Below are 12,307 nucleotides of genomic sequence, written 5' to 3'. Positions count from 1 at the left end.
ATCAACACCAGAAAGTTCGTGAAATGCACTCACTCAATGGAGCAGTCGTCCTCGTCACCGGCGCAAACGGCGGCATCGGAACCCACTTCGTCCACGGCGCCCTCGCACGCGGCGCCAGCAAGGTTTACGCCACCGCCCGCACCCCCCGCACCTGGGAGGACGAGCGCATCGTCCCCCTTACCCTCGACATCACAGACCCGGCCTCCATACGGGCCGCAGTCGAGGCTGCGGGTGACGTCACGGTGTTGATTAACAACGCTGGAGCGTCCGTTGCAACCCCAGGCATCCTTACCCACACCGACGAGGAAATCCGGACCAATGTCGAGACGAACTTCCTCGGCCCACTATTCCTCGCCCGCGCCTTCGCGCCGATCCTGTCAGCGAAGGCCAAATCCGTAATCATCGACATCCACTCCGCAATGAGCTGGTACGCCGTCGGTGGCATTTACAGTGCCACCAAGGCCGCCCTCTGGTCGGCCACCAACTCGCTACGCCTGGAACTCGCCCCCGAAGGGGTACACGTGGTGGGCGTCCACGTCGGGTGGGTCGACACGGCAATGGCTGCGCACACCAACGACCCCAGGATGGACCCGGCTGAACTGGTCACCACGGTATTGGATGCCGTCGAAGCCGGCGAGTACGAGGTCCTCGCCGACGAAACGTCCGTGCAGCTCAAGGCCGGACTCAGCGCCCCCATCGAGGCGCTCTACCCCCAACTTGCGCTCAGCAAGTCCTAGAAACAGCGGCCGCGTCGTGGTGATGGGTCAAGCCCATCACCACGGCGCTTTCCGTTATCGCTTGACACTTAACTGAGTCGAGTCATAATTGATTATAGTCACTTTACAGAAGGAGCATCGCGGCATGCGGGCATTCGTTATCAACAAGTACAAGGAACCGCTGCGCGAAGCCGAGGTTGCTGAACCCACCGTCGGCGAACGGGACGTGCTCGTGCAGGTGCAAGCTGCCGGCCTGAACCAGCTGGACGAGAAGATCCGCATGGGCGAGTTCAAGCAGATCCTTCCCTACAAGCTCCAGTTGGTCCTCGGCAACGACGTAGCCGGCACCGTCCTGCGCGTCGGGGTAAAAGTGAAGGGGTTCAAGCCCGGCGATGAGGTCTACGCCCGTCCCAACGAGGACCGCATCGGCACATTTGCCGAACGTATTGCCGTCGCCGAGGAAGACCTTGCGCTCAAGCCCGTGTCGGCCACCATGGAGGAGGCCGGCTCGCTGCCACTGGTGGCTCTTACCGCATGGCAGGCCATCGTCGAGCAGGGCAATGTGCAGCCAGGGCAGAAAGTTCTCATTCATGCCGGCGCAGGCGGGGTCGGTTCCATCGCCATCCAGCTCGCCAAGCATCTCGGCGCGACCGTTGCAACCACCGCCAGCAGCTCCAACGCCGGGTTCGTGCGGGACCTCGGCGCTGACATCGTCGTCGACTACCGCACCCAGGACTTCGAGCAGCTCCTGAGCGGATACGATCTGGTGCTGGATAGCCTCGGGGGGCAAAACCTGCAGAAATCACTGCGCATCCTCAAGCCCGGTGGGAAGGCGATTGGGATCGCCGGCCCGCCCGATCCGGCCTTCGCCCGCAAAGCAGGCCTAAACCCCGTGCTGCGCCTGGCGATCACCGGGCTCAGCAGCAAGATTCGAAGGCAAGCCAGGAAGCTCGGCGTCAGCTATGAGTTCCTCTTCATGCGTGCCAGCGGCAACCAACTACGCCAGATCAGCGCGCTGGTGGACGCCGGCGCACTGCGCCCCATCGTAGGGAAGGTCTTCACCTTCGGCCAGGCTCCAGAGGCACTGCAATCCCTGGCCGCAGGGGGCTTCCGGGGCAAAGCAGTGCTCACCGTCACCAGCTGACCCGCCGATACCCACTATTCACGCAGAGAATCCAGGAGAACAACCGTCATGGACAACACCGACGCCCCCAACGAACCAGTCGTCACCTCGTACGCGAAGGCACCTGCCAGCACTGTCACCGCCGGAGGCGTCAGCTACGCCTATCGCGAGCTTGGGCCGAAGGGCGGCATCCCCGTCGTGTTCTTCGTGCACCTGGCAGCCACCCTCGATAACTGGGACCCCCGTATCATCGACCCCATTGCCAAGAACCGCCACGTCATTACCTTCGACCAGCCCGGCGTTGGCGCTTCCACGGGACAAGTTCCCAACAGTATCGAAGCAATGGCCGACGACGCCTACACGTTCATCAAGGCCCTCGGATTCGACAAGATTGATGTGTTCTCCTTCTCACTGGGCGGCATGGTCGCCCAGGACCTGACCATCAAACATCCCAATCTTGTCCGCAGGCTCGTGCTGACCGGAACCGGTCCGCGGGGAGGCAAAGACATCGATAAGGTCGTCGGCACCACCTACTGGGACATCTTCCGGGCAACCCTGACCAGGTCCGACCCCAAGGAATTCCTGTTCTTCAACCGCAACGCCACCGGCAAACCCGCTGCGAAAGCGTTCATCAAACGCCTGCAGGAGCGAACCGAGAACCGTGACAAGCCAATCAGCCCCCGCGCATTTCAGACGCAGCTGAAGGCAATCCAGAAGTTCGGCCGCTCGGCGCCGTCGAACCTGTCCACTCTCACTCAGCCCACCCTCATCGCCAATGGCGACAATGACCGCATGGTGCCCTCCGCGCTCTCCGAAGAACTGCATCACCGCATCAAGGGATCCGAACTGATCATCTACCCCGACTCCGGCCACGGTGGTATCTTCCAGTACCACACCCGGTTCGCACCCGCCGTCGTCGAATTCCTCGCCCCCTGACCACCACGCTCGCGATAAGAAAGCACCAATGGGATTCTCACCACCAACTACCGGACCGCACGTGGAAAAGCACTTTACGTCCTCAGTCCTGCTCTGGGTGCGCAGCGAGCAGTCCCGCCAAACCGGCATGGACTACTGGAAAGGCCCGCACTCGGGCATCATCGCCGCCACACCTGGGCTGGAGGAGTACCGGCAGATTCACCTCGCCGAACACAACCCCGGCCTATGGCCCGCAACCACAGGGGTGGAGACCACCATCCCTGCGGACCGGAAGATCGACGGCATAGCGGAAGTCACCTTCCAATCCGCGCTTTCGCCGCTCAAGGGGCGCAAGCAGACCGCCTTGGCCTATAAGGACGAGGTCAACGTATTCCGCCGCACGCTTCTCTACACTGGGATGCTGAAGGAATTGCGCACTCAGTCATTCATGCCATGGATTAAGAAGACGTGGGATACACCCAACGTCGCCCACGACAACCCGGCGGACCAACGCTTCCACGCATCAATCATCCTGGGATTTGCTGACTCGGCAGCCCGTGACGCCTTCTTTAGCAGCACAGCTGTACGCAACCTCTCCCATCAGCTGAACCCGGTTGCCTCCGCCATCCATGCCTATGAGGTTGACGCAGCACTGACGTATGTCAAGGGTGGCCGGATCCTCCCCCACTACGAAGAGTAGCGCCGCCGACCGGAGGGCACGGTCTCCGCAGCTTCGATATACTCATTATTGAGTCCAGTCAGTTTACGCCCAGAGGAAACCACATGCCTGTCACAACCCAGCCGCTCGGACGGCGCGAGCGGAACAAGCAGGAGAAGCTGGACCGCATCACCGCCGCAGCCACTGAACTGTTCGCCGAATACGGGGTGGAGGACGTCACCACCCAGCAGATCGCCGACAAAGCCGACATCGGCACCGGAACCCTATTCCTCTACGCCAAAACCAAGGGAGAACTCCTCCTCCTTGTTCAGAACGCCCACTACGCCGAAGCTCTCGAGCGGGGCCAGGCGGATGCTGAAACCATCCAGGATGCCCTGGGTGCGGTGATGGCCGTGGTGCGGCCGATCGTGGAGTGCAACCGAACCCAGATCGACAACGGACGCTTCTATCTGCGGGAAATGGTCTTCGGCGACCCCACGGAGCCACACCACAGCGCAGCTCTGACCATCGTTGCGCAGACCGAGGAGGCCATTGCCGCCATACTGGACCGGGAAAAACTGGTCGACGCGGGTGACGCCGCGACGACGGCGCGCATCGTCTCGGCGATCATGTTTGTCAGCATGGCAGCAAGTGTGAACGCTGGGTTGGACATTGAGGCACTGGTGCAGGACATCAGGACACAAGTCAGCCTGCTGATACCCCGCTGACGCGGCCGGCAAACACGATCTGGACGGCAGTCACTCACTACGGTTGCGGTCGACGAGACAAACCTCCGGCCTCTGGCCATAGCGACTTGGCACGATCAAGTTCGGGTCGCGGCGCCCTTTCAGGACAGCACCGCCGAACTCGATTTCTGAGACCCCGGTCCTTGTCGCGATCTCATAGTGGTCCACTAAGAGTGCACAGGCGTCCTCGGCAACTCATCCGGCTGTTTGCCCGACAGTTGAGGGTTGGGTCGTTCGTGTGGGAGGCCATAGGGGTGTCGACATAGCCGACATGCATTCCGGTCACGAGTACCCCATGGGGCGCGAGCTCGAGTCTGCCGAGTGGGTCAATCCGTCGATGCCAACCACAACGCCTGCCTGGTTCGCCGTCCTGCGGCCCGGGATGACAGCGACGGGACTTTGGCAGAGGACAGCGGCCTGGAAGCTCACCGAACCGAACCCTGCGCCTCGCCGGTCCCCTGAACGGTCCGAACCGAGAACTGCCATCTCGGCTCCAACGGACAGCTTGCTCAGGACCGGCGCAGCCTCCCCCGGTTGCCAGCAGGTGAGGTTCTGTAGCGTTGGATGCCTTGCGGCCAGCCGGTCGCGCTCACTGCCCAGCAGGGCCTGTGCCTCGGCGACCGCACCACTCGGCGGCCCCACGGCCGGTTTCGGAACCATCAAGCCCGGACAGGACCTCACGCCCTTTCAAAGCCTGCCTCCTCGCACTGCCACTCACCCAGTGCACCGCTGAGGCGCTGAACTGCCAGTGCCTTAAGCCCCTGCCATGGTTCCCGGGGCTTTCGTCCCTGTTGCCCGGCCCGCGGAAGGCTGTCTACTGGATGGACACGCAGTTCCAGGCGTTCCAGCGAAGGAAGATCATGACCAACATCAGCATCATCGGCAGCGGGCACATGGCCCGCGCGCTGGCCACTGTCATGCTGCGAGGGAACAACCCGGTACAGATTCTGGGTCGTGATGGCTCCAGGACGCGGGACCTGGTGGAGAGCCTCGGCCCGGGCGCCACCGGAGGCGTAACCGGGGCCGCCGTCACAGGAGCAATTGTTTTCCTCGCCATCCCGCACAAGGAAGTGCATGACGCCATCCTGGAGATCGGTGACTCCCTCGACGGACGCGTCGTGGTGGACATCAGCAACACCGTGGACGTCTCCAATTTCGACCGGTTGACCACGGAGCCCGGCGTGTCTGCCGCCGAAGAAACGGCCCGCCTGCTGAACGGACGCGCAGAGGTGGTCAAGGCGTTCAACACGACGTTCCCCACCACCTTGGAAGCCGGAAAAGTCGGTGGGCAGCACCTGGACGTTTTTATTGCCGGCGACTCGGAACAGGCCAAGGAGAAGGTCAGCGCCGTGGCAGCCGCGGCAGGTTTGCGCCCCATTGACGTCGGGCCGCTGCGGCGGTCGCGCGAACTCGAGTCCTTCATGCTGGTTGTCATGGGCCTGCAGGTCAGCCCCGAGCATCAGCATTTCAACTGGGACACCGCGCTCAGGATATTTCCTTAGGAGGTGCCGGCGGTCCCCCGCAGGCGTTCCTCGGCGCGCCCGGCGGTCCGGATGGCCATGGGGCTGTTGAGGTAAATGGGGATGTCCGGGATCGCCCCGCGCCGGCAGAGGCGCGCGCGATGCAGCATCAGGGTCTCGGCCCTTCCCACCGCGAAGGCAGCGACCAGGACAACCCCGCCCCGCTTGGCTGCCCTCACGATGATGTCGCCTAATTCGTCCTCCGGATTCCTCTCCGGGTGGGTCCGGTTGCCGTAGGTGGATTCGGCCACCAGGATGTCAGTGGCTTCGAGCGGCATTGGGGTGCATCAGTGGATCGTGGAGCCTGCCCAGGTCACCGGTTGTGGTGGGGATGTCCGGCTCTGCAGCAGAGGCGGCCCGCCGAATTCCTGCGTTGCGCCCGGACTTGGCAATTCTTGATGCCCGTTTGCCGGACGGCACGGGGATCGAGGTTTGCCGTGATGTCCATTCAGTGGACGAAACAGTCAATTGCCTCATCCTGACAAGCTACGACGACGAGCAGGCGCTTCGGGGCGCCGTCCTGGCTGGGGCGTCCGGGTACGTCCTGAAGGAAAATTGGCGGGTCGGACCTGATCGGCGCCCTGCGCCGGGCGGCCAGGGGTGAGCCCCTGTTTGATGCCGAGCTGAAGGCCAGGATTGTCCAGGGACTGGCGGAACCGGAGCGCGTCGACCCCAGGCTAGCGTCGCTGACCCGGCAGGAGCGCAGGGTTCTGGAGCTCGTCGGGGAAGGGCTGACCAACCGGCAGATCGGCGGCGAACGGATGCTCCTGGCGGAGAAGACGGTCAAGAATTACGTATCGTCGCTGCCGGCGAAGCTGGGATTTGAACGGCGGACGCAGGCAGCGGTCCATGTGGCACAGCATCATGAGCAGTAAGACTCAAAAGACCGGAGCCCTCCAGGTGACTGATGTTCCCGAGTGCGGTGAGCTGGAGACCTTGAAAGACCCGCCCAGCGAGTTCGCCCTGCGTTCCATGTTCACGAGGCCGTTGCCTGATGCGGGAGAAGTGAACCCCGCACCGTTGTCCTGAATGCTGACTGTGGCCTGTCCATCGTTCACCGCCACTTTCACTTGGATGGTGTCACCCCCCGAATGGCGAACGGCGTTGCTCAGCCCCTCAGTTATCACCGCCAGGATGTTCAAAGCGGTTTCTTCATCCCGGATGTCGTCGATGGGCCCGGTAAGGGTCAGCAGGGGAACAAATGGCAGGGAATGCGAGCCGCTGCGGACCGTCTGCAGGACACGGCTACTGAGGAGTTCCGTCTCCGGGGCCGCTTCGCTGAGTGAATAGATGGTGTTGCGGAGTTCGCGGATGGTTTCGTCGAGTTCGGCGGTCACAGCCTGGATGGTCCTGGCAGCGGAATCTCCGCTCATGTACCGCCGGAGACTCTGGATACTGAGCCCGGCAGCGAACAGGCGCTGTATGACGAGGTCATGGAGGTCACGGGCAATCCTGTCCCTGTCGCTGAAGACTGCAATCTGTTCCCGCATCCGGTGTGCACGTGCCAGTTCGAGGGCCAGTGCTACATGCGAACCGAAGACCGTGCCCATTTCCAGGTCTGTCGAGCTGAACGTGCCGGCTCCCTCGCGAACGAGGACCAGGAGCCCATGGTGGGTGCCCCTGGCACTCAGGTCTATGACCAGGAGCCGGCCGGCGGGCAGCCCTTCGGCGACGCCGAGCGCAGACGGTGCGTCCTCAATGACAGCGGCTTTGCCAGTGGCCAGAACGGCCTGAATCTCCCTTGGGTCCAACGATAGAGCCCGTCCAACCCACTGCGGGGCGCGGCTGCCCGCAGCTCCTGCGACGCGGAACCCGGTGGGCGGCTCCTCCTGGACGAGGATGAGCGCAAGGAATGAGCCGGACTCGCGGAGTGCCCTGGCGGCGATCATGTCCAGTTCCCCGTTCTGGCCGTCCGGCGTCTCCTCGTCGCCCATCATCCTGCCGGTCACCTCCATGCAGGCCTGCAGCCAAGCGGTCCTGCGCCGGGCATCGTCGTAGAGCCTGGCGTTTTCGATCGCGACGCCGGCGGCTGCAGCAAACGCTTCGGCCAGTTCCTCGTCTTCTTCCGTGAAGTCCCCGCCGCCTCTTTTTTGGGTGAGGTATAGGTTCCCGAACACAACGTCGCGGACGCGGATCGGCACGCCGAGGAAGGATTTCATCGGTGGGTGGTTCTTGGGAAACCCGTAGGCGTCCGGATGCTGGCTAAGGTTATGCAGCCTGAGCGGCTTCGGGTCGCGGATCAACAGGCCGAGAACGCCATGTCCTGTGGGGAGCGGGCCGATCTTACGGGCCACTTCCTCATCGATTCCCACGGTGATGAAATGGCTCAGCGCCCGGTCGTGTCCAATGACTCCCAAAGCACCATATTCGGCCTGGAGAAGGTGGCAGGCTGAGCTGACCACCCTGTGCAGCACGGCCTCCAGGCTCAGGTCCTCGGCCAGGGCCACGACCGCGCTCAGTAGCCCCTGCATCCGTTGCTGGGCACTCACCAACTCCCCGGCACGGTCAACAAAGTCGGTGAGGAGCTCATCGATCCATGAACTGGCAACGGTTTGCGGGGCACCCGTTCCCCGGTGGGGTTGCTGGGGTTCATTCAACGAAAAGCCGCCTTCCGTTGGACAGACATCCACACGGGGCCGGCCGACTGCAGCCAGTGCCTCCAGACTACCCCCGGCAGGCACCGGTATTCCAGCCATCGCGTTGACTGACTCATCAAAGATGCCCGCGTAGCTGCTATCGAAGAATCATTTGAGAATGCCCGCGTAGCGGCGCGTCTGCTGGGGCGGTATCTGCTGGCCCTGCACTGTGAGCCATGGAGCTTTCGATGAGCGAACGGAAGGCCGTCACGAAAACCACCGCCCTCCGATATGCCCGGACCGATCGTGCGGCCAAGAAGACCATCCTGGACGAGCTGTGTGCCCTGACGCTTTGGCACCGGGATCATGCGCGGAAGGCGCTGCGGCAGGCTCTGGTACTCAAGCAGGTCAAGGCCCGGCCGCCCAGGGCCCCGGTCTACGGGGACGACGTGATCGAGTCGCTGCGGTTCTGCTGGGCTGTCCAGGGCACCCCGTGCGGGCGCCTGCTCGCAGCAGCGCTGCCGGATCTGGTGCCGCGGCTGCGCCGGTTCAAGGAGCTGAGTATCGAGGACGGGACGGCGGCGTTGCTGCTGAATATCGCCCCGGCGACCATCGACCGCCGGCTCAAGGCAGACCGGGGCAAACTCGGCCCAAGGGGCCGCTCCCATACCAAGCCCGGGACACTGCTCAAGGACTCCATCCCGATGCGGACCTGGGCCGAATGGGACGATGCGCGGCCCGGATTTGTGGAGATTGATCTGGTCGGCCACGAGGGCGGAAATTCCAGGGGTGAGTTCTGCTTCACCCTGACGATCACTGACATTTCCACGGGGTGGACCGAGACCCGGTCGGTGAGGAACAAGGCCCCAGAAATGGGTGTTCGCCGCGATCAAGGAAGCCACCGCGGCGTTCCCGTACCCGATCCGGGGGATCGATCCGAATTGTGCCGATGTCTGCACAATTCGGACAACGCGGGCGAGTTCATCAATTGGGGGCTGCTGCGGTGGTGCGAACAGGAGCAACTGACCTTCACCAGGTCCCGGTCCGGGAACAAAAATGACGGCGCCCATATGGAACAGAAGAACTGGCATGTGGTCCGCCAAACCGTCGGATACCACCGTTACGACACGGCGGCAGAACTTGAGCTGCTGAACCGGATCTGGGCGTTGCAAGGGCAGCTGACCAACCACTTTGGACCCCAGCAGAAACTCGTCCAAAAGATCCGGACCGGCGCAAAGATCAACAAGAAATATGACCGACCGGCAACCCCGTACCAGCGGGTCTTGACCGACGAGGGCACGGTCCAGAAAGGTGTGAAAGCGAAGCTGTTGGATTGGGGGGTCTTTGTGCCCTACATCCGGATGCACCCGCTTCCTAGGATCACAGACATGACCACAGATGCACCCCTGACGGAGACCGCCGTGCTGCCAATTGAAGAATGCTGGGATTGGCTGCGGGGTGATTCCGTGGGCCGGCTTGCCGTCTGGGCGAACGATCACCCCGAGATCTTTCCCATCAACTACAAAGTTGACCGTGGGTCGCTGATCTTTCGAACAGGTGCTGGAACCAAGCTCGCGTCCGCCTTGGGCAAGCTGGTGGCGCTTGAGGACCATTTCCTTCGTATTGTCCCCGAGAGTGTGACTGGGCGTCGTTTCAAGCTCGCTGCCCCGCTGACCTGGGGCGGCCCCTTGGACGAGGCCACCCGCGCCGGGCTGGAATGACCCTCTATGAGGGCATGGTGGGTTGAAGAGCCTGGCCCCATAGCGTCAGGACCGCTGCAACTGGGCGAACGTCCGGATCCATCCCCGGGCGCGTCGGAGATTCTGCTCTCGGTACTTGCCTGTGGTGTATGCCGCACGGATCTTCACCTTGCCGAAGGAGACCTCCGGCCCAAGGCCGTCCGACGAATCCCTGGCCATGAAGTCGTCGGGGAAGTCATCGGGCTGGGTGCCGGCAGCTCCCGGTTCCGCCTTGGCGAGCGCGTGGGAGCAGCCTGGCTGGCCCGCACCTGCGGCGCCTGCAGATTCTGCCAGCGCGGATCGGAGAACCTCTGCCTTACCCCAACATTCAACGGCTGGGATATCGACGGCGGCTACGCGGAACTGATGACTGTGCACCAGGACTACGCTTACCCCATACCGGATGTGTTCACCGATGAGCAGGCCGCGCCCTTGCTGTGCGCAGGAATCATAGGATATCGGGCGCTGAGGTGCTCAGGTCTTCCACCCGGAGGAAGGCTCGGAATCTACGGTTTTGGCGGGTCCGCCCATCTGACGGCGCAGATGGCTTTGTTCGAAGGTGCACGCGTCTACGTGATGACCCGATCTTCAGCTGCGCAGAGCCTGGCCCTCAGGCTTGGGGCGGAATTCGCCGGACCCGCTGAGGCCGAGCCACCCGCTCTGCTGGACGCAGCCATTCTCTTCGCTCCTGCGGGCGGACTGGTCCCGGTTGCGCTGCGCGCCCTGGACCGGGGCGGGACCCTCGCCGTCGCCGGCATCCATTTGAGCGACATACCGGCCTTGGACTATCAGAAAGACCTCTTCCAGGAGCGCCACCTCCGCAGTGTCACGGCCAACACCCGGGCCGACGGTCGGGAATTTCTGTCGCTGGCAGAACGGATACCCCTCCGTCCCACCACTGTTTCTTACGCGTGGACAAGCGCAGATAAGGCTCTGCTGGACCTGTCCGCAGACGCCTACTCGGGAGCCGCCGTGTTGCTTCGGCGGAGCTGACGGGCAGAAGGAAAGCCGGGCCCCCAGGGGTGACCTTCGACCCTAGGCGCGCCGCCGGATCCCAGGGAAAGTACTGCCATGGCGGATAGCGGACCCATGGTTGTGGGAATCGACGGTTCTGAATACTCCCCGGCAGCCCTGCGCCTTGCCGGTCGGTTGGCGTCCGCCCTGGCCTCCCCATTGCATGTCATCACGTGCCTCGGCCTTTCCGACTTCTACCTTCCGGCGCACTTGCCACCCGGGTACATTGACAGCGCCGCTGAGCTTGAGGCCATTGCACGGCGGCTCATGGAACAGGCTATTGACAGGGCCTTCGGCCCGGAACGCCCGGAACACCTCACGGCCGTTGTCAAGGTGGGGTCGCCGTCGAAGGTTCTTGTGGAGGAAAGCCGGAACGCCCAAATGCTTGTAGTCGGCCGGCGGGGCCATGGCGGCTTGCTCGGCCAGCTCATGGGCTCAGTAAGCGCTGCCTGCGCAGCACACGCACATTGCCCAGTACTGGTGGTCAGCCAGGACACCGAGAATGACCATGGAACCAACACCTGAGCTGCCTGCAATAGTCGTGGGCGTGGACGGAAGCGCTCCGTCCATACTCGCCCTGCGGTGGGCCGGGGCCTTGGCACCGCTGCTCAAGGCCCACATCCGGGCGGTGGCCTGCTGGCAATTCCAGATCGCAGTCGGTACCTTCACGCCGGTTGTGTGGAACCCTGAAGATGAGGCCAGGCGGATCTGTGCTGCGGCCGTGGACCAGGCCTTCGACGGCACACCCCCTGCCGGACTCGAAGTGGTCGCCTTACAGGGTCAGGCGGCGAAGGTACTGATCGAAGAAAGCAGGAATGCCCAAATCGTTGTTCTGGGCAGTCGCGGCCACGGAGGATTTGAAGGGCTCCTCCTCGGTGCGGTCAGCGCAACGGTCGCTGAGCACGCAAAATGCCCGGTCCTGGTGGCGCACGGTACCGACTTGCCGCCAGGGCTCTCGGATACTTCCGGACAGCCTCGCGAAAGGCGGCGGCCAGACCGGGTCCAGCCATGACCTCTCCTGACAGAGTAGTTGTCGGCTACGACGGGTCAACCGAGGCGGCCCTCGCTGTACGTTGGGCTGCCCGGCACGCAGCGCTCATGGACTGTGAGCTGCACGTGGTCCACTGCTCGCTCTGGCCGTTGCTGACCAACGACCTTGGACCCGTCAAAGGCATAGCCGGCAGCGGGCTGCAACATCAGGCGCAGGCCATCCTTGATGAGGGGCAAGCTGAGGCGCTGTCCGTGGCGCCCCGGGTCAGGATCCGGAGCAGCCTCCTGTACGGACTCCCCGCGGTCCATC

Annotated in this window: 14 protein-coding genes and 1 pseudogene; 12 read left to right on the top strand and 3 right to left on the bottom strand. The window is 63.3% G+C overall.

Annotated elements, in window-relative coordinates; genetic code table 11:
* Positions 1 to 23: 23 nt before the first annotated feature.
* From V6M49_RS00345 to V6M49_RS00325, 5 genes are all read left to right on the top strand, one after another.
* Positions 24 to 737 carry an SDR family oxidoreductase gene (locus tag V6M49_RS00345; RefSeq protein ID WP_332759395.1) on the top strand — a complete coding sequence of 238 codons (714 nt, stop codon included), beginning with the start codon at positions 24 to 26 and terminating at the stop codon, positions 735 to 737.
* 124 nt (positions 738 to 861) lie between these two features.
* Positions 862 to 1,860: an NADP-dependent oxidoreductase gene (locus V6M49_RS00340; RefSeq protein ID WP_332759428.1), complete on the top strand. Its 999-nt coding sequence runs from the start codon at positions 862 to 864 to the stop codon at positions 1,858 to 1,860.
* Between the two features lie 48 nt (positions 1,861 to 1,908).
* Entirely contained in the window at positions 1,909 to 2,775 is an 867-nt protein-coding gene (locus tag V6M49_RS00335) for an alpha/beta fold hydrolase (protein ID WP_332759394.1), read from the top strand.
* A 28-nt stretch (positions 2,776 to 2,803) separates the two neighbouring features.
* Positions 2,804 to 3,454, top strand: coding sequence for a strictosidine synthase (locus V6M49_RS00330; RefSeq protein ID WP_332759393.1), 651 nt, complete (start codon positions 2,804 to 2,806; stop codon positions 3,452 to 3,454).
* 83 nt (positions 3,455 to 3,537) lie between these two features.
* Positions 3,538 to 4,140 carry a TetR/AcrR family transcriptional regulator gene (locus V6M49_RS00325; RefSeq protein ID WP_332759392.1) on the top strand — a complete coding sequence of 201 codons (603 nt, stop codon included), beginning with the start codon at positions 3,538 to 3,540 and terminating at the stop codon, positions 4,138 to 4,140.
* 300 nt (positions 4,141 to 4,440) lie between these two features.
* On the opposite strand, the gene V6M49_RS00320 is transcribed toward V6M49_RS00325, so the two are convergent.
* Positions 4,441 to 4,821 (bottom strand): hypothetical protein, encoded by a 381-nt coding sequence (locus tag V6M49_RS00320; protein ID WP_332759391.1) that lies wholly within the window; start codon positions 4,819 to 4,821, stop codon positions 4,441 to 4,443.
* Between the two features lie 197 nt (positions 4,822 to 5,018).
* On the opposite strand from V6M49_RS00320, the gene V6M49_RS00315 reads away from it, so the two are divergent.
* Complete coding sequence (locus tag V6M49_RS00315) at positions 5,019 to 5,660, top strand: NADPH-dependent F420 reductase (protein WP_332759390.1); 642 nt, start codon at positions 5,019 to 5,021, stop codon at positions 5,658 to 5,660.
* On the opposite strand, the gene V6M49_RS00310 is transcribed toward V6M49_RS00315, so the two are convergent.
* Positions 5,657 to 5,956: a hypothetical protein gene (locus V6M49_RS00310; RefSeq protein ID WP_442959675.1), complete on the bottom strand. Its 300-nt coding sequence runs from the start codon at positions 5,954 to 5,956 to the stop codon at positions 5,657 to 5,659. The genes V6M49_RS00315 and V6M49_RS00310 overlap by 4 nt on opposite strands.
* Before the next feature lie 44 nt (positions 5,957 to 6,000).
* Here V6M49_RS00310 and V6M49_RS00305 point away from each other — a divergent pair.
* Positions 6,001 to 6,553, top strand: a pseudogene (locus V6M49_RS00305) (response regulator); the annotation flags it as partial.
* Between the two features lie 3 nt (positions 6,554 to 6,556).
* On the opposite strand, the gene V6M49_RS00300 reads toward V6M49_RS00305, so the two are convergent.
* A complete protein-coding gene (locus V6M49_RS00300) occupies positions 6,557 to 8,275 on the bottom strand; it encodes a sensor histidine kinase (protein ID WP_332759389.1) in 1,719 nt (572 codons plus the stop codon).
* Between the two features lie 227 nt (positions 8,276 to 8,502).
* Between V6M49_RS00300 and V6M49_RS19855 the strand changes: the two genes are divergently transcribed.
* The 5 genes from V6M49_RS19855 to V6M49_RS00275 form a co-directional block, all read left to right on the top strand.
* Complete coding sequence (locus V6M49_RS19855; protein ID WP_442959674.1) at positions 8,503 to 9,975, top strand: pyridoxamine 5'-phosphate oxidase family protein; 1,473 nt, start codon at positions 8,503 to 8,505, stop codon at positions 9,973 to 9,975.
* A gap of 6 nt (positions 9,976 to 9,981) precedes the next feature.
* Positions 9,982 to 10,986 carry a zinc-dependent alcohol dehydrogenase family protein gene (locus V6M49_RS00290; protein WP_332759388.1) on the top strand — a complete coding sequence of 335 codons (1,005 nt, stop codon included), beginning with the start codon at positions 9,982 to 9,984 and terminating at the stop codon, positions 10,984 to 10,986.
* 78 nt (positions 10,987 to 11,064) lie between these two features.
* A complete protein-coding gene (locus V6M49_RS00285; RefSeq protein ID WP_332759387.1) occupies positions 11,065 to 11,532 on the top strand; it encodes a universal stress protein in 468 nt (155 codons plus the stop codon).
* Positions 11,510 to 12,019 (top strand): universal stress protein, encoded by a 510-nt coding sequence (locus V6M49_RS00280; RefSeq protein ID WP_332759386.1) that lies wholly within the window; start codon positions 11,510 to 11,512, stop codon positions 12,017 to 12,019. The genes V6M49_RS00285 and V6M49_RS00280 overlap by 23 nt, the downstream gene beginning before the upstream one ends.
* On the top strand, positions 12,016 to 12,307 hold a 292-nt coding region (locus V6M49_RS00275), incomplete at its 3' end, for a universal stress protein (protein ID WP_332759384.1). The genes V6M49_RS00280 and V6M49_RS00275, both read left to right, overlap by 4 nt.

Source organism: Pseudarthrobacter sp., from assembly GCF_036675385.1.
Lineage (GTDB): Bacteria > Actinomycetota > Actinomycetes > Actinomycetales > Micrococcaceae > Arthrobacter.
Note: the sequence above shows the minus strand (reverse complement) of the source record. Positions and strands in the feature narration are given on the sequence as shown.